The sequence below is a fragment of the Mycobacterium asiaticum DSM 44297 genome (assembly GCF_000613245.1).
Lineage (GTDB): Bacteria > Actinomycetota > Actinomycetes > Mycobacteriales > Mycobacteriaceae > Mycobacterium > Mycobacterium asiaticum.
In genome coordinates this window covers 1715957-1736446 of sequence record NZ_HG964936.1, presented here as the reverse complement: position 1 = coordinate 1736446, position 20490 = coordinate 1715957, and the positions used below count along the sequence as shown (strand labels likewise).

General features: G+C 68.0%; 21 protein-coding genes. 9 read left to right on the top strand and 12 right to left on the bottom strand.

Features of this window, described 5'->3' with window-relative positions:
• Together BN972_RS08435 and hemE are read right to left on the bottom strand one after the other, a co-directional pair.
• Positions 1–1291 (bottom strand): protoporphyrinogen oxidase (locus tag BN972_RS08435; protein WP_080696739.1); only part of this gene is annotated, 1291 nt, incomplete at its 3' end.
• A complete protein-coding gene (gene hemE, locus BN972_RS08430; protein WP_051545136.1) occupies positions 1288–2379 on the bottom strand; it encodes a uroporphyrinogen decarboxylase in 1092 nt (363 codons plus the stop codon). The genes BN972_RS08435 and hemE, both read right to left, overlap by 4 nt.
• Before the next feature lie 26 nt (positions 2380–2405).
• On the opposite strand from hemE, the gene BN972_RS08425 reads away from it, so the two are divergent.
• From BN972_RS08425 to BN972_RS08415, 3 genes are all read left to right on the top strand, one after another.
• Positions 2406–3212, top strand: a complete 807-nt coding sequence (locus BN972_RS08425) for an enoyl-CoA hydratase/isomerase family protein (RefSeq protein ID WP_036355013.1) — start codon at positions 2406–2408, stop codon at positions 3210–3212.
• A gap of 105 nt (positions 3213–3317) precedes the next feature.
• Positions 3318–3854, top strand: a complete 537-nt coding sequence (locus tag BN972_RS08420; RefSeq protein ID WP_235192424.1) for a DUF3000 domain-containing protein — start codon at positions 3318–3320, stop codon at positions 3852–3854.
• A 1-nt stretch (position 3855) separates the two neighbouring features.
• Complete coding sequence (locus BN972_RS08415; protein WP_036355007.1) at positions 3856–5169, top strand: HRDC domain-containing protein; 1314 nt, start codon at positions 3856–3858, stop codon at positions 5167–5169.
• Here BN972_RS08415 and dxs read toward each other — a convergent pair.
• The 4 genes from dxs to BN972_RS08395 form a co-directional block, all read right to left on the bottom strand.
• Positions 5166–7094, bottom strand: coding sequence for a 1-deoxy-D-xylulose-5-phosphate synthase (dxs, locus tag BN972_RS08410; RefSeq protein ID WP_036355003.1), 1929 nt, complete (start codon positions 7092–7094; stop codon positions 5166–5168). The two genes, BN972_RS08415 and dxs, sit on opposite strands and share 4 nt — an antisense overlap.
• 36 nt (positions 7095–7130) lie before the next feature.
• Positions 7131–8594, bottom strand: coding sequence for a potassium/proton antiporter (locus tag BN972_RS08405; RefSeq protein ID WP_099051062.1), 1464 nt, complete (start codon positions 8592–8594; stop codon positions 7131–7133).
• Between the two features lie 64 nt (positions 8595–8658).
• Entirely contained in the window at positions 8659–9855 is a 1197-nt protein-coding gene (locus BN972_RS08400; RefSeq protein WP_390176186.1) for a class I SAM-dependent RNA methyltransferase, read from the bottom strand.
• The gene (locus BN972_RS08395; protein WP_036355001.1) at positions 9852–11837 is read right to left on the bottom strand and encodes an APC family permease; all 1986 of its coding nucleotides are present in this window, start codon (positions 11835–11837) and stop codon (positions 9852–9854) included. Before BN972_RS08395 ends, BN972_RS08400 begins: the two co-directional genes overlap by 4 nt.
• A 101-nt stretch (positions 11838–11938) precedes the next feature.
• Here BN972_RS08395 and BN972_RS08390 point away from each other — a divergent pair, with 101 nt between their 5' ends.
• Complete coding sequence (locus BN972_RS08390; RefSeq protein WP_099051014.1) at positions 11939–12610, top strand: potassium channel family protein; 672 nt, start codon at positions 11939–11941, stop codon at positions 12608–12610.
• A gap of 329 nt (positions 12611–12939) precedes the next feature.
• Positions 12940–13602, top strand: coding sequence for a potassium channel family protein (locus BN972_RS08385; RefSeq protein ID WP_036356972.1), 663 nt, complete (start codon positions 12940–12942; stop codon positions 13600–13602).
• A gap of 3 nt (positions 13603–13605) precedes the next feature.
• On the opposite strand, the gene BN972_RS08380 is transcribed toward BN972_RS08385, so the two are convergent.
• Entirely contained in the window at positions 13606–14253 is a 648-nt protein-coding gene (locus tag BN972_RS08380) for a DUF3159 domain-containing protein (protein WP_051545134.1), read from the bottom strand.
• Positions 14254–14268: 15 nt separating this feature from the next.
• The gene (locus tag BN972_RS08375; RefSeq protein ID WP_036354998.1) at positions 14269–14637 is read right to left on the bottom strand and encodes an OB-fold nucleic acid binding domain-containing protein; all 369 of its coding nucleotides are present in this window, start codon (positions 14635–14637) and stop codon (positions 14269–14271) included.
• Between the two features lie 152 nt (positions 14638–14789).
• Here BN972_RS08375 and BN972_RS08370 point away from each other — a divergent pair, with 152 nt between their 5' ends.
• Positions 14790–15491 carry a hypothetical protein gene (locus BN972_RS08370; RefSeq protein ID WP_036356965.1) on the top strand — a complete coding sequence of 234 codons (702 nt, stop codon included), beginning with the start codon at positions 14790–14792 and terminating at the stop codon, positions 15489–15491.
• Here the strand turns inward: BN972_RS08370 and BN972_RS08365 are convergent.
• Together BN972_RS08365 and dut are read right to left on the bottom strand one after the other, a co-directional pair.
• Complete coding sequence (locus tag BN972_RS08365) at positions 15488–16225, bottom strand: DUF3710 domain-containing protein (RefSeq protein ID WP_036354996.1); 738 nt, start codon at positions 16223–16225, stop codon at positions 15488–15490. The two genes, BN972_RS08370 and BN972_RS08365, sit on opposite strands and share 4 nt — an antisense overlap.
• Before the next feature lie 43 nt (positions 16226–16268).
• A complete protein-coding gene (dut, locus tag BN972_RS08360) occupies positions 16269–16733 on the bottom strand; it encodes a dUTP diphosphatase (protein ID WP_036354994.1) in 465 nt (154 codons plus the stop codon).
• Positions 16734–16758: 25 nt separating this feature from the next.
• Here dut and BN972_RS08355 point away from each other — a divergent pair, with 25 nt between their 5' ends.
• A complete protein-coding gene (locus BN972_RS08355; protein ID WP_036354991.1) occupies positions 16759–17235 on the top strand; it encodes a DUF3093 domain-containing protein in 477 nt (158 codons plus the stop codon).
• An 11-nt stretch (positions 17236–17246) separates the two neighbouring features.
• Here BN972_RS08355 and BN972_RS08350 read toward each other — a convergent pair whose 3' ends face one another.
• On the bottom strand, positions 17247–17549 hold the full coding sequence (locus BN972_RS08350) for a DUF4193 domain-containing protein (RefSeq protein ID WP_003919098.1): 303 nt from the start codon (positions 17547–17549) through the stop codon (positions 17247–17249).
• 206 nt (positions 17550–17755) lie between these two features.
• On the opposite strand from BN972_RS08350, the gene cei reads away from it, so the two are divergent.
• A complete protein-coding gene (gene cei, locus BN972_RS08345) occupies positions 17756–18409 on the top strand; it encodes an envelope integrity protein Cei (protein WP_036354987.1) in 654 nt (217 codons plus the stop codon).
• Between the two features lie 4 nt (positions 18410–18413).
• Here the strand turns inward: cei and BN972_RS08340 are convergent, their stop codons facing one another.
• Positions 18414–19277: an inositol monophosphatase family protein gene (locus BN972_RS08340; protein ID WP_036354984.1), complete on the bottom strand. Its 864-nt coding sequence runs from the start codon at positions 19275–19277 to the stop codon at positions 18414–18416.
• A gap of 107 nt (positions 19278–19384) precedes the next feature.
• Here BN972_RS08340 and ppgK point away from each other — a divergent pair, with 107 nt between their 5' ends.
• Positions 19385–20182 (top strand): polyphosphate--glucose phosphotransferase, encoded by a 798-nt coding sequence (ppgK, locus tag BN972_RS08335; protein WP_099051061.1) that lies wholly within the window; start codon positions 19385–19387, stop codon positions 20180–20182.
• The last annotated feature ends 308 nt before the right edge of the window (positions 20183–20490 follow it).

The window sequence follows — 20490 nt, the reverse complement described above, 5'->3', positions numbered from 1 at the left end:
ACACAGGCGGCACCCCGATGCCGTCCAGGTAGCTGCCCGCCACCGCCAGCGTCGGTGGCAACCCGGCCCGAATCTCGGCCACCAGCGCCGCGTGACCCGGGCCGTATTGCGGCATCGCGTCGATCCAGCGTTGCACGCGCGCGTCGAGGAGTTCGACGCTCAGGCCGAACACGTCGACCAGATCGCTCAACGCCCAGCCCAGCAGCTCGTCGTCGGTGGCGCGCACGGCGATGTCATCGCCGAAGCGCCCGAACGACAGGCGCAGCAACTGGACGTCCCCGCGCATGCCCCACTTCCGGGATGACAGAGTGATCGCCTTGGCGCGCAACGGTTCACCGCTGGCAGCCAGCACGCCAGAGCACTGCGGGAATGCGGTGTCGGCCGGCACGGCCAGCGCTGCCACCGCCGACGACGCGCTGACCACCCGGCTCGCGGCCGCCACCGAACGCGGAGCGATTTCGCCGAGCAGGCGCACCAGCCGCGGCGCCGGGACAGCCAGGATGACGGCGTCGGCGTGCCAGCGGTCTCCGGTGTCGTCGTGCAGTTCCCAGCCTGGCTCGAGCCTGGACACCCCGGCCCGCACCCATCGCAGCCCGCTCTGGGCGATCAATTCGTCGATCAGGACCTGATAGCCGCCGGCGACCGCGCCGAACACGGGTGCGCCGGTCGCGGGCGGGATTCCCTGCCGCACCGCCTCGGTGAGAGTCCCGGCGCCCCGGTCCAGGGCGGCGGCCACGCTCGGGGCGGCCGCCCGCAGACCGATCGTGGCAGCGGACCCGGCATAGACGCCGCTGAGCAGCGGATCGACCGATCGCGTCACTACCTGCTCGCCGAAGCGTTCTGCCACGAGTTCGGCTGTCGCCGGGTCGGATCCGGGTTGCCAGGTCAACGGACGATCTGGCTCCGCACCGACGCGGGCCAGGGTGGCCTCGTCCACCAGGCCCGCCACCGACGATGCCGCCGACGGGATGCCGACCACCGTCTCGGTGGGGAACGGGTGCAACCGTCCCTGGCTGTAGATCAGCGGCCGCACACCGGTGGTGGTGCGCTGCCGGTCCGAGAGCCCCAGCTCGGCCAGTAGGGCGGGTACCTCGGGCCGCCGCTGCACGAAAGCCTCGGCGCCCAGATCCATCGGCTGGCCGCCGACCAGTTCGGTGCGCAAGATCCCGCCCAGCCGGTCGGCCGGATCGAACAGCGTGATGGTGGCGTCGTCACCCACGGCCGCCCGCAGCCGGTACGCGGCCGTCAGACCCGAAATCCCGCCGCCGACAATGCAATACGAGCGGGTCATAGCGAGTGGACCAGCGCCACCAGGTCGGTCAGCACGCCCGGGTCGGTTTCGGGCAGGACGCCGTGCCCGAGGTTGAAGACGTGCCCGGCCGCCCCGGCCTGCACGGCCCGGCGTCCGTCGTCGACGACGGCGCGCGCGGCCCGCTCGGCCACCTGCCAGCCGGCCAGCACGACCACGGGATCGAGGTTGCCCTGTAGCGCGGTGCCCGGCTGCACCCGCCCGGCCGCGTCGGTCAGCGAGGTCCGCCAGTCCACACCGACGACGCGGGCCCGGCCCGGCCGCACCGCCTCGGACATGGCGCCAAGCAGCTCGGCGGTCCCGACCCCGAAGTGCGTCATCGGTACGCCGTACTCGGCCAGCTCGGCGAAAACGCGGGCACTGTGCGGCAGCACGAAACTGCGATAATCGGCCAGCGACAGCGTCCCGGCCCACGAGTCGAAGACCTGGATGGCATCCACCCCGGCCTCGAGTTGCCCGCGCAGGAACGCGATGGTGAGGTCGGCCAGCTTGGTCATCAACGCATGCCAGGTGGCCGGCTCGGCCAGCATCATCGCCTTGGTGCGGGCGTGGTGGCGGCTCGGACCGCCCTCCACCAGGTAGGAGGCCAGGGTGAACGGGGCGCCGGCGAACCCGATCAGCGGGACATCGCCAAGCGCGGCGACCAGCAGCCGCACCGCGTCCAGCACAGGCTGGATCGCTTGAGCGTCAAGGGGTTTCATGGCCTCGACATCGGCCTGGGTGCGCACCGGGTCGGCGATCACCGGACCCACGTCGGCGACGATGTCCAAATCCACGCCCGCGGCGCGCAGTGGCACCACGATGTCGGAGAACAGGATCGCCGCGTCGGTGTCGTAGCGACGGATCGGCTGCAGGGTGATCTCGCAGGCCACCTCCGGTTCGAAGCAGGCGTCCAGCATGCGGTGGTGTTCGCGCAGCGCGCGGTATTCGGGCAGCGAACGGCCGGCCTGCCGCATGAACCACACCGGAACCCGGCTGGGTTCGCGGCCGGCGACTGCGGCCAGATAGGGCGACTTCGGGAGGTCGCGGCGGGTACGCGCAGAAGTATTCACTGGCCTCAATGCTGCCATGCAGCCATTCCGTACCATCAAGGCCGATGCCTGCAACCTATGACGACTTCCCGAGTCTGCGCTGCGAACCCAACGACAACGGCGTACTGAATCTCGTCCTCGATGCGCCCGGTCTCAATTCGGTCGGCCCGCAGATGCACCGTGATCTGGCCGATATCTGGCCGGTGATCGACCGCGACCCCCGGGTCCGGGCCGTGTTGGTGCGCGGTGAGGGCAAAGCGTTCTCCTCGGGCGGCAGCTTCGACCTGATCGACGAGACGATCGGCGACTACGAGGGGCGCCTGCGGATCATGCGCGAGGCCCGCGATCTGGTGCTCAACCTGGTCAATTTCGGCAAACCACTGGTGTCGGCGATCAGGGGTCCGGCCGTCGGGGCCGGTTTGGTGGTAGCCCTGCTGGCCGACATCTCGGTGGCCGGCCGGTCGGCAAAGATCATCGACGGGCACACCAAGCTCGGCGTCGCGGCCGGCGACCACGCCGCGATCTGCTGGCCCTTGCTGGCCGGCATGGCCAAGGCAAAGTATTACCTGCTCACCTGCGAGCCGCTGTCCGGCGAAGAGGCCGAACGCATCGGCCTGGTCTCCACCTGCGTCAACGACGACGACGTGTTGTCCACCGCGACACGTCTCGCCGACGATCTGGCAGCCGGCGCCCAGAATGCGATCCGCTGGACCAAGCACAGCCTCAACCACTGGTACCGCATGTTCGCACCCGCTTTCGAGACGTCGCTCGGGCTGGAATTCATCGGCTTCAGCGGCCCTGACGTGCGCGAAGGGCTCGCCGCGCACCGCGAGAAGCGCCCCGCGCGGTTTATTGACGCCTCGGACAGCTGAGCGCGGTTCGGCGCGCCTTTTAGCGCGTGCCGAGACATAGGTCTACCGTCGAAGGCTGTGACGTCCGCCGTCGAACCTGAGCCATTCCGCGAAGCGGTAGCGGCCATGAACGGTGTCACCGTGCGGCCGGAGATCGAACTTGGCCCCATCCGTCCCCCGCAACGCCTGGCGCCGTTCAGCTACGCGCTGGGAGCCGAGGTCAAACACCCCGATCTGGACATCGTCCCGGAGCGGTCCGAGGGCGACGCCTTCGGCAGGCTCATCCTGCTGTACGACCCGGACGGGTCCGACGCCTGGGACGGCACCATCCGCCTGGTGGCTTACATCCAGGCCGACCTGGATTCGCACGAGGCAATCGACCCGCTGCTGCCGGAAGTGGCGTGGAGTTGGCTGGCCGAGGCGCTGGAGTCGCACACACAACAGATGACCGCGCTGGGCGGCACTGTCACCGCCACCACTTCGGTCCGCTACGGCGACATCTCCGGTCCCCCCCGCGCCCACCAGCTAGAACTGCGGGCCTCCTGGACGGCGACCACCCCCGACGTGGGCAGCCACGTCCAGGCCTTCTGTGATGTCCTCGAACACGCCGCCGGCCTGCCGCCGGCCGGTGTCACCGACCTGAGCTCACGGTCACGCGCCTGACATGTGCCCCGACCCGTCTCCTGAGGAGACAGATCCGCCGGGCGGCACGGACCCCGAGGCTCCGCTGCTCGCGCACCCGGCCGACGGCATGCCGGAGCTCTCCGTCACGGTTGACCAAATCGCTTCTGCCGCAAAGCAACTCGATCGGGGCCGAGGTCCGTTTGCCGTGGACGCCGAACGCGCTTCGGGTTTCCGGTATTCCAACCGGGCCTACCTGATCCAGATCCGGCGGTCCGGTGCGGGCACCGTGCTCATCGACCCGGTCAGCCACGGTGGTGACCCGCTGACGGTGCTGCGGCCGGTCGCCGAGGTTCTTGGCCAGGACGAATGGATTCTGCACTCGGCCGACCAGGACCTGCCCTGTCTGGCGGAGGTCGGCATGCGGCCCCCGGCGCTGTATGACACCGAGCTCGCCGGGCGGCTGGCCGGATTCGAGCGGGTCAACCTCGCGGCCATGGTCGAGCGGTTGCTGGGCCAGCGGCTGGCCAAGGGCCACGGCGCGGCCGACTGGTCCAAGCGTCCGCTGCCCCCGGCCTGGCTGAACTACGCCGCCCTCGACGTCGAGTTGCTGCTCGAACTGCGGGCAGCGGAGGCCGAGATCCTGGCGCAGCAGGGAAAAACGGATTGGGCCGCACAGGAATTCGAATACCTGCGGTTATACGAAGAACGTTCGGCCAGTACCCTCGGGCGGCGCGACCGGTGGCGGCGGACATCAGGCATTCACCGTGTGCACGACCGCCGGGGGCTGGCCGCCGTCCGTGAGTTGTGGACGATGCGCGACCGCATAGCCCAGCGCCGCGACATCGCGCCGCGCCGCATTCTGCCGGACTCCGCGATTATCGAGGCCGCGCTCGCCGACCCACAGTCGGTCGACGACCTGGTGAAGCTGCCCGTGTTCGGTGGGCGCCACCAGCGCCGCAGCGCGCCGATGTGGCTGTCGGCGCTGGAGGCCGCCCGGCAGAACCAGGACCTGCCGCAGGTGGTGGACGTGCCGAACGGACCACCCCCGCCGGCCCGCTGGAGCAGGCGCAAACCGGAGGCCGCCGCGCGGCTGGAAGCCGTCCGCGCGGCGCTCAGCGAACTGTCCGAGCAAGTGAAGATCCCGACGGAGAACCTGGTCGCGCCCGACCTGGTTCGCCGATTGTGTTGGGAATGGGATGAATTGGGCGCCGGAGCCGCCGACCCGGCCACCGTCGTCGAGGGATTCCTGCGCACCGGGCAGGCGCGGGCATGGCAGCGCGAACTGGTGGTGCCCGTCTTGGCGGCGGCGGTGCTACGGGCCGCTCAGACCGGCGGCGACAGCGCTGACCGCTAGTCGAGGCGCTCGCTGATCTCGGTCGGTTCCACCGCCGAACTGTTCAGCGCCGCAACCCAACCCGTGATGCGGCGGGCCACATCCTGGTCGGTGAGTCCGAGATCGGCCAATACCTCACCGCGGGAGGCGTGTTCGTAGAAGTTCTGCGGCAGACCCACGTCGCGGCACGGAATGTCTATCTCGGCGCTGCGCAGCGCCGCCGAGACCGCCGAGCCCACCCCGCCGGACATGCCGTTGTCCTCCAGCGTCACCACCAGCTTGTGCTGCGGCGCCAGGTCCCGTACCCCGTCGGGCACCGGCAGCACCCAGCGCGGGTCGATCACCGTCACTCCGATGCCCTGGTTGTGCAGCCGCTTGGCTACCCCGAGCGCCATCGACGCGAACGCACCGACCGCCACCAGCAGCACATCCTTGCTCAGGCCGCTGGCCGGCACCGCAAGCACGTCGATACCCGAAATACCCGCACCGCGCCGCTCGATGGCCGAGATATCCTCGCCAACATCGCCTTTGGGGAAACGAATGGCCGTCGGGCCGTCGTCGACCTCCAGCGCCTCGGCAAGTTCTTCCCGCAACCGGGCGGCGTCGCGGGGCGCGGCCACCCGCATGCCCGGGACGATGCCCAGGATCGACAAGTCCCACATGCCGTTGTGGCTGGCGCCGTCGTTGCCGGTGATGCCGGCCCGGTCGAGCACCATGGTGACGGGCAACTTGTGCAATGCCACGTCCATCATGATCTGGTCGAAGGCCCGGTTGAGGAACGTCGAATAGATCGCCACCACCGGGTGCATCCCGCCCATCGCCAACCCGGCCGCGGACGTCATCGCATGCTGCTCGGCGATGCCGACATCGAACAACCGGTCCGGAAACGCTTCCCCGAACGCCGACAACCCGGTCGGCCCGGGCATCGCGGCGGTGATCGCGACGATGTCGCGACGACGGCGCCCATGAGCGATCAACGCGTCGGCGAACGTCGCCGTCCAGCCCGGCCCGGCCACCTTGGTGGCCAGCCCGGTGCGGGGGTCGATCGGAACCGTCGAGTGCATCTGCTCGGCCTCGTCGGCCTCGGCTGGGCCGTAACCCATCCCCTTGCGGGTGGCGACATGCACGATCACCGGTGCACCGAAGCCACGGGCACTGCGCAGCGCGACCTCGACCGCCCGCTCGTCGTGCCCGTCGACCGGACCGACGTACTTGAGCCCGAGGTCGGTGAACAGCAACTGCGGGGACAGCGAGTCCTTGATGCCGGCCTTGACGCTGTGCAGAAAGTGGTAGGCGACCTCGCCGACCACCGGCACCGACCGCATGGCGTTGCGGCCCCGCTCGAGGAACTGTTCGTAGGCCGGTTGCAGCCGCAGGGTGGCCAGGTGGTCAGCCACGCCGCCGATCGTCGGCGCGTAGCTGCGTCCGTTGTCGTTGACGACGATGATGACGGGCCGATTGGAAGCGGCGATGTTGTTGAGCGCCTCCCAGCACATGCCGCCGGTGAGCGCGCCGTCACCGACCACCGCCACCACGTGCCGGTTGCGGTGCCCGCTGAGCTCGAATGCCTTGGCCAGCCCGTCGGCATAGGACAGCGCGGCGCTGGCGTGGCTGGACTCGACCCAGTCGTGCTCGCTTTCCGCGCGGGACGGATAGCCCGACAGACCGCCCTTCTTGCGCAGGCTCTCGAAGTCGTGCGCGCGTCCGGTCAGCATCTTGTGCACGTAGGCCTGGTGACCGGTGTCGAAGATGATCGGGTCGTGCGGCGAATCGAAAACCCGGTGCAATGCCAACGTCAATTCGACGACGCCGAGATTGGGCCCCAGGTGCCCTCCCGTTGCAGCCACCTTGTGGATCAGGAACTCGCGAATTTCCTGCGCCAGGTCGCGTAGCTGCTGTTGGGAAAGGTGCTGCAGATCAGCGGGCCCGCGGATCTGTTCCAGCATCTCGCCAGTCTACGCAGCACCGGCGACAACGCACCGCTACGCGAAGCCGAACAGTTCGGCGAGCGAGTCGTGCAGTTCGGGATCCGCCAGCACGACGACCTCGTCGCCGGCCTGCAGCGCGGTGTCACCCCGCACCGGCACCAAGCCGGAATCCCGGACAACCATGCTCACCCAAATGTCGCCGACATGCTCGCCCAGCGCCTCGATCGTGCACCCCTCGGCGGGTGACTCGGCAGCGACGTGGAAGCGGTGCACCCCGTGCGGCTCGTCCTGCAGCCGGACGCTGACCTCCCACGGCTGGGTCTCCACCGTGCGCATCGGCAGGCGCAGCAGCCGGGCGATGCCGGGCACCGAACTACCCTGCACCAAGACCGAGAATGCGACGACCACCACCACGATGCCGTAGAGGCGTTCCGCGTCGGCGATGTGCGCGGCCCGCAGGAACTCCCCCAACAGGATTGGCACCGCACCCTTGAGGCCCGCCGCCAGAATGAAGATCCGTTCGTTGCGCCGCAGGTCCACCGGGATCAGGCAGGAGCCGACCGCCAGCGGCCGGATCACCACCGTCAAGGCAACGCCAAGGACAAGCCCTGGGATCCATACGTCGGCATGGGTGAGCATCCGCAGGTCGACGGTCAGGCCGAGGACGGCGAAGGCGACGATCTCGGACAGACCGGCCAGGGCGGCATGGAAGCGCTTGATCTCCGGCTTGTACGGGGCGCGAGCGTCACCGATCACGATGCCGGCCACGAACACCGCCAGGAATCCCGAGCCGTGCGCAAGCGTCGCGATGCCGTACAGCATGACGCTGCAGGCCATCGTCCTCAGCGGGTAGAGCCCCTCGCTGGGCAGGGCCACGCGGCGCATGAACGCCAGCAGGGCGCGCCCACCGACCACTCCCACACCGGCACCGATCGCCATCTGCAGCACGAATTCGGTTCCCACATCGGCGAAACCGGCTGCAGTGAGGCCACCTGCGGCAACCAGGCTCGCCATCAGCGAGATTCCGACCGGGTCGTTGGCGCCGGACTCGCCTTCCAGAATGGTGCCGCTGCGACCCGCGATCTCGCGCTTGCCCAGCACCGCGAAGACGACCGCCGGATCGGTGGGAGCCACCGCGGTGGCCACCAGAACCGCTGCGTACCAGTTGATTCCGAACGCGTAGTGCAGCATCAGTGCGGCGCCCACGACGGTGAGTGCGGTGCCCAGGACACCGAGGGTGAGAATGGGTCCCGCCGCCGCACGGAAACGCCGCAGCCCGATGTGCATTCCGCCGTCGAACAATACGAACACCAGCGCAATGGTCAGCACCCGCTCAACGGTCCGCTCGGTGGGCGCCTGCACCGCGGGCACCACGTGTACGGTGACGGCCGCCCCGACCAGCACCAGCAGCGCCACCGGAACCTTCACCCGTGCGGTGAGGCGGTTGGCCAGCACGGCAATCAAGCCCAGCGCACTGGCGAACAGCACAATCGCCGCGTAATGGACAGAATCGTTCACGGTTGCTTTCGATCGGTCGACAACAGGATCGCCGACCAGACTTCCCGGCACACCGCGTCGGAGTCTAGCGGGTCAGCAAGGCCACGCATTCCACATGATGGGTCAAGGGGAAGGCGTCGAACACCTTGATCTGGTCCACGGCATAACCATGGCCGCGGTACAGGCCCACGTCGCGAGCGAAAGACGCTGCCTCGCAACCAATATGGACTATCCGCGGGACACCCGCGGCAGCCAGCAGATCGATGATCTCGCGGCCGGCGCCCGAGCGCGGCGGATCGAGCACCGCGACATTGGCGCTGTCCTGTTGGGCCGCCAGCGCCCGGCGCACCGAATCGGTGACGACGTCGACCTGGGGCAGATCGGCCAGGGCAGCCCGGGCCGCACCCGAGGCTGCCCGCGAGGTGTCCACGCTGAGCACCCGCCCCGACTCCCCCACCCCGGCCGCCAGCGTAGCGGCGAAAATCCCGGCGCCGCCGTACAGATCCCAGGCCGTGCCACCCGAAGCCGGCTGCGCCCAGTCCGTAACCAGCTCGCTGTACACCCGGGCCGCGTCGCGGTGGGACTGCCAAAACGCCGTCACCGGCACCCGCCAACTGCGCCCACCGACCCGCTGCACCGCGTGGTAGTCACCTTCGGTCACCTTGGCCGCGGTGCGCTTGCCCTTGCGGACCGTGCGCACCACGTGGCGCCGCCCGTCGTCGTCGAGCACCGCATGCAGGTGGGCGCCCGGCGGCGACGGTACTTCGTCCAGCCCGTCCAGCATCCCGGCGGGCAACTGCCCGCAGCGCAGATCGGTCACCAACTCGTCGCTGTGGTACCGGTGGAACCCGGGGCAACCGTCCGCACCGACCTCGAGCCGGACCCGGGTGCGCCACCCGGTCGGGCCGGTGTCCGAAAGCGGTTCGGCCGTGCCGGACCAACTGTGGCCGCCAAGGCGTTCCAGCTGATTGGCCACCACCTCTGCTTTCATCGACCGCGCCGCGTCTGGGTTCACGAACGCCAGATCGCAGCACCCGGCGCCGTGCACGCCGGCGATCGGACACAGCGACTCCCTCCGATCGGCCGCGGGTTCGATCACCTCGATAACCTCTGCGTGCCAATAAGAACCGCGGTCCGCGGTCACCCGCACCCGTACCCGTTCCCCCGGCAATGCGTAGCGGACGAACACCACCCGTCCTTCGTGGTGCGCGACGCAGCTGCCGCCGTTGGCGGGCGCCCCGGTCACCAGAGTGAGCTCCCCGCTGGCGGTTTCGTCGATCAATCGAAGATACCCCGTCGAGCGTCGCCAGGTGCGGCGTGCGGCTGCAGGGCTTTGATCCGCTCCGACGAAGTCAACTGCCACGGAACGGAAGTCACCATCACACCGGGCATGAAAAGCAGCCGGCCTTTGAGTCGCAGCGCACTCTGGTTGTGCAGCAACTGTTCCCACCAACGACCCACCACATACTCCGGGATAAACACCGTCACCACGGTGCGCGGTGATTCCTTACTGACCCGCTTGACGTAATCGAGCACCGGACGGGTGATTTCGCGGTACGGGGAGGCGATCACCTTCAGCGGGACGCTGATATCGCTTTCCTCCCATTGGTGTTGCAGCTCACGCGTCTCCCCTTCGTCGACGCTGACGGTGACCGCCTCGAGCACGTCGGGTCGGGTAGCTCGCGCGTAGGCCAGGGCGCGCAGCGTCGGCAGGTGCAGCTTGGATACCAGTACCAGCGCGTGATTGCGGCTGGGCAACACGATCTCGTTGCCGTGCTCAGCGGCCTCCTCGGCGAGTTCGCGGCTGACGCCGTCGTAGTGGCGGCGGATCAGCTTCATCAACCCGAACAGCAGCGCCATGGTCACCACGGCGATCCACGCGCCGGCCAGGAACTTGGTGATCATCACCACCAGCAGCACCGCGCCAGTGGCGATGAACCCGATGGTGTTGACGACCCGGGACCGGACCATCCGTCGCCGCGCCGGCGGATCGGTTTCGGTGCGCAGCAGCCGCGTCCAGTGCCGCACCATGCCGATCTGACTCAGCGTGAACGAAATGAACACTCCGACGATGTAGAGCTGGATGAGGGCACTCAACTCGGCGCGGAACGCGACGATGGCCAGCAGCGCCGAAAACGACAGGAATCCGATCCCGTTGGAGAAGGCCAGCCGGTCGCCGCGGGTGTGCAGCTGACGCGGCAGGTAACTGTGCTGGGCCAACACCGAGCCCAGCACCGGGAAGCCGTTGAAGGCGGTGTTGGCGGCCAGCACCAGGATCAGCGCGGTGACGGCAGTGATCAGCACGAACCCGATGTGGAAGTTGCCGAACACCGTCTGTGCCAGTTGCGTCACCAACGTCTTTTGGGCTGGGGCGCCGGGCAATTGGGCGGGGTCGCTGACCAGCTGGACCCCGGTCTTCTTGGCCAGCACGATGATGCCCATCAGCAGGGTCACCGCGATCCCACCCAGCATCAGCAGCGTGGTGGCCGCGTTCTTGGACTTGGGCTTCTCGAAGGCGGGCACTCCGTTACTGATGGCCTCCACACCGGTCAGCGCCGCACAACCCGACGAAAAGGCGCGGGCCATCAGAAACACCAACGCAAAACCGACGATTTTGCCGTGCTCGGAATGCATGTGGTACTTGGCCGACTCAGCCTGCAGCGGGTTGCCCAACACGAAAATCCGGAACAGGCCCCAGCCGAGCATGCCCGCGACGCCGATGATGAACGCGTAAGTCGGGATCGCGAACGCCAGGCCCGATTCGCGGACCCCGCGCAGGTTCAGGGCCGTGACCAGCAGGATCGCGGCGACGCAGAACCACACCTTGTGCTGGGCCACGAACGGGATCGCCGAGCCGATGTTCGACATCGCCGAGGCTGTCGAAACCGCAACGGTGAGAACGTAATCCACCATTAAGGCGCTGGCCACCGTCAAGCCGGCGTTGGCGCCGAGGTTGGTGGTAACCACCTCGTAGTCGCCGCCACCGGACGGATAGGCATGCACGTTCTGCCGGTAGCTGGCCACCACCACCAACATGACCGCGGCCACCGCCAGGCCGATCCACGGCGCCAGCGTGTATGCGGCCAGCCCGCCCACCGACAGCATCAGGAAGATTTCCTCGGGTGCGTATGCCACCGACGAGAGCGCGTCGGAGGCGAACACCGGCAGAGCAATCCGCTTGGGCAGCAGCGTGTGGCTCAACCGGTCGCTGCGAAACGGCCGGCCAATGAGCAATCGGCGCGCAGCGGTTGAAAGTTTGGACACGAGAGCCAAGAGTAAGCCCACGTGGGTTTGGCGGTAGCGTTCCCCACACAAGAATTTTCACGACCGAAATTGGCTCACCAACGTCGCGAAAGGACCAATACGTGCGGGTGGTTGTGATGGGGTGCGGCCGGGTCGGGTCGTCGGTGGCAGACGGTCTGTCGCGGATCGGCCATGACGTCGCGGTAATCGACCGCGACAGCGCCGCCTTCAACCGGCTCAGCCCGGAATTCGATGGCGACCGGGTGCTCGGCCAGGGTTTCGACCGCGATGTGCTGCTCAAGGCGGGCATCGAAGAGGCCGACGCGTTCGCCGCGGTGTCTTCGGGCGACAACTCCAACATCATCTCGGCGCGACTGGCGCGGGAAACCTTCGGTGTGCGCCGGGTCGTCGCCCGGATCTACGACGCGAAACGCGCGGAGGTCTACGAACGCCTCGGCATTCCGACGATCGCCACGGTGCCCTGGACCACCGATCGACTGCTCAATGCCCTCACGCAAGAGACCGAGACGGCTAAGTGGCGGGATCCGACCGGCACCGTCGCCGTCGCCCAGGTGGTCCTGCACGAAGACTGGGTGGGACACCGCGCCACCGACCTCGAACGGGCCACCGGCGCGCGGGTGGCGTTCCTGATCCGCTTCGGCGCCGGTGTGCTGCCGGAACCGAAGACCGTCCTGCAGGCCGGCGACCAGGTGTACGTCGCCGCCATCTCCGGTCGCGCCGCCGAAGCCGTGGCCATCGCGGCGCTGCCGCCGAGCGAGGACCTGGACAAATGAGTCGTAACGACGAAGACGCCGGCGCAGCCGGGGTTGAGGAGTGGCGCAGATGAAGCGCGGCAACGACGAAGACGCCGGCGCAGCCGGGGTTGAGGAGTGGCGCAGATGAAGCGCGGCAACGACGAAGACGCCGGCGCAGCCGGGGTTGAGGAGTGGCGCAGATGAAGCGCGGCAACGACGAAGACGCCGGCGCAGCCGGGGTTGAGGAGTGGCGCAGATGAAGCGCGGCAACGACGAAGACGCCGGCGCAGCCGGGGTTGAGGAGTGGCGCAGATGAAGCGCGGCAACGACGAAGACGCCGGCGCAGCCGGGGTTGAGGAGTGGCGCAGATGAAGGTAGCCGTAGCCGGCGCCGGCGCGGTCGGCCGCTCGGTCACGCGGGAACTCGTGGCGAACAACCACGACGTGACGTTGATCGAGCGCAACGCCGACCACCTGGACACCGACGCCATTCCGGCCGCCCACTGGCTGTTGGGCGACGCCTGCGAGCTGAGCCTGCTGGAGTCCATGCACCTCGAGGATTTCGACGTCGTCGTCGCCGCCACCGGTGACGACAAGGTCAACGTGGTGCTCAGCCTGCTGGCCAAGACCGAGTTCGCGGTGCCCCGGGTGGTGGCCCGAGTCAACGACCCGCGCAACGAATGGCTGTTCACCGACGCGTGGGGCGTCGACGTGGCGGTGTCGACGCCGCGGATGCTGGCTTCGCTGATCGAGGAGGCCGTCGCCGTCGGCGATTTGGTGCGGCTGATGGAGTTCCGCAAGGGACAGGCCAACCTCGTCGAGATCACCCTGCCGGATGACACACCGTGGGGCGGCAAGCCGGTCCGCAAGCTGCAGTTGCCGCGTGACGTCTCGCTGGTGACCATCCTGCGGGGACCGCGGGTGATCGTGCCTCAGGGCGACGAGCCGCTGGAAGGCGGCGACGAGTTGCTGTTCGTGGCGATCACCGAAGCCGAAGAGGACCTGCGCAAGCTGCTGCTGCCGACGACGTAACCGTCAGTCCAGCACCGGGTCCTCGTCTACGGCGCGCTCCTGTCCCGGCGTGACGCGTAGCACGGCCCGAATGGCGCCGTAGGTCACCAGTGCGGCCAGCGCCGTGAGCGGCCAGCCCATGGCGATCCGTGCCACCCCGAGCCAGCCGGTCTTGCCCAGCTCGTAGAGGTGCCCCTGGACCGCGAAACGCGCCAGGAACACCAGCGTCCAGGACAGCGTCGCGATGTCGAACGCGTAGAGCGCCCGCGGCACCCCCCGCCAGCCGTTGTCCCGGCCACTGGCCCAGGCCCACAAATAGCCCACCACCGGTCGGCGGACCAGGATCGATACCGCGAACACGACGGCCCACACCAGCGACATCCAGATGCCGAGCAGGAAGTAGCCCTTGGATTGCCCCACCAGGTAGGCGATCAGCGCGCACACGGCGACACCGAAGAATCCCGAGACCGCCGGCTGGACCGAGTCCCGGCGAATCAGCCGCCAGACCAGAACCAGTCCCGCGGTGATCAGTGCGCTGACTATGGCGGGCAGCAACCCGGCAACGCTGGACGCGATGACGAACGTCACAACCGGCAGCGACGAATAGATGAGGCCGCTGAGGCCGCCGGCCTGGGCCAACAGACGCTCAGCGTTGTAACGGTTATCGCTCACGAGAATGCGAAGAGATCAGCGCTGGATTTCGTAGTGCGGGTTGTAGATGGCTTTGGTCCCGTTCTCGAGCTTCCCGAGCCGCCCACGCACCCGCAGCATGCGGCCGGAGTCGATGCCGGGAATACGCCGCTGCCCAAGCCACACCAGCGTGACCGTGTCGCTGCCGTCGAACAATTCCGCGCGAACGCCGCCCGAGCAGCCCTTACCGTTGGTTTCCACGCTGCGCAGCGTGCCGATCATTGTGACCTCCTGGCCACGCTGACAATCGATGGCGCGCTGCGCGCCGGTATTGAGGACTTCGTCGGAGAGTTCTTCGACGTCGCGTTGCTCTGGGTCTTCCGTCAACCGACGGGTGAGCCGGCGTAGATACCCTTGGGCCCCCATGGCCACTCCTGACACTTCGACGTCGTTGAGGTTTGCTAGTTCTTGCGCATTCCAACATGCCAACGGTCACCGTAGACCTGTTGGTTCCCGGATGCCACATAGATGAAACCACTGATCTCAAGGCGCCTTTGCGCACCCGGCAGGATGAGGGGGTGGCTGTCGATTTGCACGGTGTCACAACCGCCTTGCTGCCTGGGACGGGCTCCGATGACGACTACGTCCGGCGGGCGTTTTCGGATCCGCTGCGGGGTGTGGGTGCGGTGTTGATCACACCCGCGCCGCAGCCCGGTCGGCTGATCGAGGGCTACCTGACGGCCCTCGACGATGCGGCGCGCAGCGGGCCGATCGCGGTAGGTGGGGTATCGATCGGCGCGGCGGTGGCCGCCTCGTGGGCGTTGGCCCATCCGCACCAAACCGTGGCGGTGCTTGCGGCCCTGCCAGCCTGGACGGGCGATTCGAGTTCGGCCCCGGCCGCGCATTTCGCGCGCTATACGGCAGCGCAGTTGCGCCGCGACGGCCTGGGAGTCACGACGGCGCAGATGCAAGCGTCCAGCCCGCCCTGGCTGGCCGACGAACTGGCCCGCTCCTGGCGGGCTCAGTGGCCGCAGCTGCCCGACGCGATGGAGGAGGCGGCGGCCTACCGTGCGCCCAGCGCGGCGGAACTGGCCAGCCTGGTGGCGCCGCTGGGCGTCGTTGCGGCGGTAGACGATCCGATACACCCGCTTGAGGTGGGAGTCGACTGGGTGAGCGCGGCGCCGCACGCCGCACTGCGCACGGTGACGCTGGAAGAATTCGGCGCGAATGCGGCCGCGCTGGGCGCTGCCTGCCTGAGTGCGCTCGCCGAGGCTGACTAGCCGCCGGTGCTGGTGCTGCGCAGCTGCTGCATCGCCGAACCCTCGGCGCCGCGGCGCGCGACCGGCTCGTCGGTCGGCTGCTGGTCTGCCGGCTGTTCACCTTGTTCGGCGGCCTGAGCGGCGGCGGCTTCGCGCAACTGCTGCACCATCGGTTCGGGCAGCTGGACCGGCAGCGGCGTCCGCACCGGCAGCGGTGTGTCACCGCGCCGAACCACGGTGTCCGCCAACGCTTCCCGTGCTTCTTCGGTCAGCGCGTCGATGGTCTCGTGCGGCCCGTTGACCACGCATCTGATCATCCAGCGATAACCGTCGACCCCGATGAAGCGAACCACGCCCGACGCGGTTCCGACCACCTCGCGCCCCCACGGCCCGTCCTTGATGGAGACCTTGGCGGAGTCCTTGCGCAGCGACTCGGCGAGCTCGCTGGCTACCTCACGCCACAAGCCCGCGGACTTGGGTGCCGCATAGGCGGCGATGGTGAACCGGCCGTTGGGCGTGATGACCCACACCGCGCTCGGCACGCCGGTCTCGGTCAGTTCGACCTGCACCTGGCCCGCCGCCGGCATCGGGATCAGCACCGAGCCCAGGTCCAGGCGGGCCACCGCCGCGTCGGCCGGGTCGTCGAAGTCCTCGATGTCGAACGGGCCCTCGAGCTCTTCGTCCGTCACGTCGTCGTCGGCGGGTTCGACCGCCGAGGCAGACTCGTCGTCTTTGCCTCTACCAAATGCCGCCATCTGCGCTGCTCCTCATCGCTTCGCTATGCATCGTCGCCGGTGCTCACAAACTCGCATGTCCGCCGGAGGAACCGTGACCACCGTCGCCACGGGATGTTTCGGCCAGCCCGGCCTCGTCGAACGACGAGACCTCGACCAGCTCGACCAATTCGACCCGCTGCACCACCAACTGAGCGATGCGGTCACCTCGATGCACCACAATCGGCGTGGCGGGGTCGAGGTTGATCAGCGCGACTTTGATCTCGCCACGATAGCCCGCATCAATCGTGCCGGGACTATTGACAATCGAAAGCCCCACCCGCGAGGCCAATCCCGAGCGCGGGTGCACCAGCCCGACCATCCCGAACGGGATCGCGACCGCGACGCCGGTGCCCACCAGCGCCCGGTGTCCCGGCGCCAGCTCGACGTCCTCGGCGCTGAACAGATCCACACCGGCATCGCCCTCGTGAGCACGGCTGGGCATCGGAAGATCGGGATCGAGACGAACTACCGCCAGACTGGTCGACACGGGGCCACAGATTACCCTTGACCGCGTGTCGGATACGCGCGTCGCGCCGCAGAGCGTGCGATACCGCGAGCGGCTGTGGGTGCCCTGGTGGTGGTGGCCGCTGGGTTTCCTGCTGGCGGGGATCGTCGCGTACGAGTTCAACCTGGGGTTGCGGTCGCTGCCCGACTGGTTGCCGTTCGCCACGCTGTTCGCGCTCGCGACGGGTGTGCTGCTGTGGCTCGGACGCCTCGAGATCCGGGTGACCGCCGACGACGGAATTGTCCAGCTCTGGGCCGGCCACGCGCATTTACCCGTCACCGTGATCTCCCGCTCGGCCGAAATAGCCAAAACCGCCAAATCGGCCGCTTTGGGGCGTCAACTCGACCCGGCGGCGTTCGTCGTCCACCGCGCCTGGGTAGGCCCGATGGTTCTGTTGGTTCTCGACGACCCCGATGATCCGACGCCGTACTGGTTGGTGAGCTGCCGCCACCCCGAGCGGGTGTTGTCGGCCCTGCGAAGCTGACTGCGGCAGCGTCAGGCCGCGCAGTCCGTACAGATCATCACGCCGTTCTTCTCGCTGGCCAACCGGCTGCGGTGTTGAACCAAAAAGCAACTCGAGCAAGTGAACTCGTCGGCCTGCTTGGGAATCACACGTACCGACAACTCCTCACCGGAGAGGTCGGCGCCAGGCAGCTCAAAAGACTCGGCGGACTCGGATTCGTCGACATCGACAACGGCTGACGCCGCTTCGTTCCGTCTCGCTTTCAGCTCCTCGAGCGAATCTTCCGAGACATCATCAGTCTCGGTACGCCGCGGAGCGTCATAGTCGGTAGGCATCGTCTATCTGTCCTGTCCCCTCTATGCCCTCATCAATCCAAGGCCCTCGTCAGTCCAAGGAACGCTTTGTACCAGCGTCGAACGCCTGCACCAAATGATTCGTGCCCGTATTGCGGGTGAATCGACTGTGATTTACGTCACACCAGTGGATTGACCCTAGTCCTTGGCCTCAAACGGTGTGAATACCGTGCGATTAGAGTGCATGTGTGGTCGCACAGATTACCGAGGGTACCGCCTTCGACAAGCATGGTCGGCCCTTCAGGCGGCGCAACCCCCGTCCCGCCATCGTTGTCGTGATCTTCCTGGCCGTCGTGACGGCGGTGGTGTGGACGGTGGCACTCACCAGGCCGACGGACGTCCACGAGGTCGCCGTATGCAATCCGCCGCCGGAACCGACCGGCACGGCGACTCCGACCAAGCTCGGTGAGCAGGTCTCCCGGTCCGACATGATCGACGTCGCACCCGCCAAACTGAGTGACACCAGAGTGCGGGTACTCAACGCCAGCGGCCGCGGCGGGCAAGCGGGTGACACCGCCGGCGCGCTGAAGGACCTCGGCTTCGCGCAACCGACGTCGGCCAATGACCCCGTCTACGCCGGCACCCGCCTCAGCTGCCAAGGGCAGATCCGGTTCGGCACCGCCGGACAGGCCACCGCAGCGGCACTGTGGCTGGTGGCACCGTGCACCGAGCTGTTCCATGACGGCCGGGGGGACGACTCCGTCGACCTGGCCCTAGGCACCGAATTCAGCGCCTTGGCGCACAACGACGACATCGACGCGGTGCTCGCCACCCTGCGCCCGGGTGCCACCGAGCCTGCCGATCACGCCCTGTTGGCCAAGATCCACTCCACGAGCTGCTGACGGCTCACTCCAGGATCGGATCGGTACCGCCGAATCGCCGCAGGACGTCCAGCAGCTCGTCGGCGATGCCTGGCGCCGCGGCGAGCACCAACCCGGCGCCCCGCACCTCCGGCCCCGGCAATACCACTCGCGCGCCTGCCTCGGCGGCGATCAATGCACCCGCTGCGCAGTCCCAGGCCTGCAGTCCGTGCTCGTAATACGCGTCCAGCCGCCCCTCGGCGACCATGCACAGATCCAGTGCCGCCGAACCGATTCGACGCACATCACGGACCACTGGCAACATCTGGGCCACCAGCGCGGCCTGGCGGACCCGGCGCCGCGGTGCGTAGCCGAATCCGGTGCCCAGCAACGCCATCGACAAGTCGTCGACCGCGGTACACCGCAGCTCGGTGCTACCGGACTCGTCCGTGACACTCGCTCCGAGCCCGGCCGCGGCCGAATACACCCGTCCCGCAACCACATCGGCGACGGCTCCCGCTAGTGAGACCCCGTCGACCTGCGCGCCAACCGACACCGCGTACGCCGGGATGCCGTATACGAAATTCACCGTGCCATCGATCGGGTCGAGGACCCAGGTGACCGAGCCGGCGACCGTCGGGTCGGTCGGCCCGCCGCCCTCCTCCCCCAGGATCGGGTCACCGGGCCGGAGCTGCGCCAACCGCTCCCGCAGTAGGCGTTCGGTTTCCGTGTCCACCACGGTCACCGGATCGGTGGGAGTTGTCTTGGAGCGCACCGCGGATCCGGCTGCCGATCCGTTCTGCGGGCCGAAGACTTCGGCGCGCCGCCGGCGCACGAACGCGGCCGCCTCGGCGGCCACCGTTTCGGCGATTCGGCGCAGCCGTGCGGGCTGGTCGTCGGGTGCGGTCACCGGCCTATCGCACCACAGCAAGCCAACTCCCCGAACGGGGTAACCCGGCGACCCCGGCAGATCGCTATAAGGTGAGCGGACAACTCAGTCTCGCCGAGGAGATTTCGATGACCGTTTCCGGAAGCGACACCGCCTCAGCACCATCGGGCGCCGTCCAGCGTCGAGGTTTCGGAATCGATGTCGGCGGTAGCGGCATCAAGGGCGCCATCGTCGACCTCGACACCGGGCAGTTGATCGGTGACCGAATCAAACTGCTGACCCCGCAACCCGCCACCCCAGCCGCCGTCGCCAAGACCATCGCCGAAGTCGTCAACGGATTCGGCTGGACCGGTCCACTGGGAGTGACCTACCCCGGCGTCGTCACCCACGGGATCGTCCAGACCGCGGCGAACGTGGACAAGTCATGGATCGGGACCAACGCGCGCGACATCATCAGCGCCGAACTCGACGGTCAGGAGGTCACCATCCTGAACGACGCCGACGCCGCGGGACTGGCCGAGGAGCGTTACGGCGCGGGCAAAGGCCACGAGGGACTGGTCGTCCTGCTTACCTTCGGGACCGGGATCGGCTCGGCGGTCATTCACAACGGCAAGCTGATTCCCAACACCGAGTTCGGCCACCTCGAGGTCGGCGGCAAAGAGGCCGAACACCGGGCCGCGTCCTCGGTCAAGGAAAAGAACGGGTGGACCTACGAGAAGTGGACCAAGCAGGTCACCAGGGTGCTCGTGGCCATCGAGAACGCCATCTGGCCGGACTTGTTCATTGCCGGCGGCGGGATCAGCCGCAAGGCCGACAAGTGGGTGCATTTGCTGGAAAACCGCACGCCGGTGGTGCCGGCAACGCTGGAGAATGCTGCCGGAATCGTGGGCGCGGCGATGGCCTCGACCCGCGACGTGACGCACTGATTTCGTCTGGTCGGGCAGTTCGGCCCCGGGGTGAAGTTACAATGGTCGTCGGCGGCCGCCCAACCGATAGCGCGCGAGTATTCACGCTGATATCAAACGCCGACATTCGACATAGCAGACACTTTCGGTCAACCATGCCCAGACCCACCGGAAGTGCGTCCGACCGAAGGGGTGTATGTGGCAGCGACGAAGGCTAATCCGGTCACCGATGAGCCGGTGAAACGGACCGCCGCAAAGTCTCCCGCCAAGCGAACGGTGGCCAAGGCCGCCAACGGGTCCGCTCCGGCGAAGCGGGCAACCAAAGCCAC

Bases quoted from the DNA above. Each gene is read 5' to 3' on its own strand.
- hemE (WP_051545136.1), bottom strand. From the start codon at position 2,379: ATGGCAGCATTGAGGCCAGTGAATACTTCTGCGCGTACCCGCCGCGAC.
- BN972_RS08425 (WP_036355013.1), top strand. From the start codon at position 2,406: ATGCCTGCAACCTATGACGACTTCCCGAGTCTGCGCTGCGAACCCAAC.
- BN972_RS08420 (WP_235192424.1), top strand. From the start codon at position 3,318: ATGAACGGTGTCACCGTGCGGCCGGAGATCGAACTTGGCCCCATCCGT.
- BN972_RS08415 (WP_036355007.1), top strand. From the start codon at position 3,856: ATGTGCCCCGACCCGTCTCCTGAGGAGACAGATCCGCCGGGCGGCACG.
- dxs (WP_036355003.1), bottom strand. From the start codon at position 7,094: ATGCTGGAACAGATCCGCGGGCCCGCTGATCTGCAGCACCTTTCCCAA.
- BN972_RS08385 (WP_036356972.1), top strand. From the start codon at position 12,940: ATGAAGGTAGCCGTAGCCGGCGCCGGCGCGGTCGGCCGCTCGGTCACG.
- BN972_RS08375 (WP_036354998.1), bottom strand. From the start codon at position 14,637: ATGGGGGCCCAAGGGTATCTACGCCGGCTCACCCGTCGGTTGACGGAA.
- BN972_RS08365 (WP_036354996.1), bottom strand. From the start codon at position 16,225: ATGGCGGCATTTGGTAGAGGCAAAGACGACGAGTCTGCCTCGGCGGTC.
- BN972_RS08350 (WP_003919098.1), bottom strand. From the start codon at position 17,549: ATGCCTACCGACTATGACGCTCCGCGGCGTACCGAGACTGATGATGTC.
- ppgK (WP_099051061.1), top strand. From the start codon at position 19,385: ATGACCGTTTCCGGAAGCGACACCGCCTCAGCACCATCGGGCGCCGTC.